Raw genomic sequence first — 456 nt, forward strand, 5'->3', positions numbered from 1 at the left:
ATCCACCCCAGATGAGTGGCAAATCTAATACTTCACCAAAGTTAAACATTAGCGTAGCCCTCCATCTAGGTCATCATTTTTTTCTAAACTTGTATTGTTATCTGATTTTGTATCTTCACGTGTATTTTCAGCAGGTTTTTGATCACCACTAAGGGTACGCCCTTGTCCTTCAGTGACAGAATGTTCAAAGAAGTTATCATCTTCAAGATCGTCATCAAATGGCTGTGGGCCTTTAGCAATGAGTCTTAAAATATAAATAGTGGCTGCCCCAAAAATAAAGGTATAAACAATAATAAAGCCTGCTAAGGTGGTGGCTACCTGAGAAGAAATATGAGGTGAAGCACTCTCAGATGTACGTATGATTCCATATACTGTCCATGGTTGTCGTCCAACCTCAGTGACAAACCAGCCTGCCAACAGGGCAATAAAACCAAGCGGTGTCATCAACATCCATAG

1 protein-coding gene is annotated in these 456 nt (G+C 40.6%); it reads right to left on the bottom strand.

The genetic code is table 11. From position 1 onward, the window contains the following. Positions 1 to 48: 48 nt before the first annotated feature. The coding region (locus FHK88_RS03460) for a cytochrome ubiquinol oxidase subunit I (protein WP_227429388.1) at positions 49 to 456 on the bottom strand (408 nt) is incomplete at its 5' end.

It is taken from the genome of Psychrobacter sp. I-STPA6b (genome assembly GCF_020662265.1).
GTDB lineage: Bacteria > Pseudomonadota > Gammaproteobacteria > Pseudomonadales > Moraxellaceae > Psychrobacter.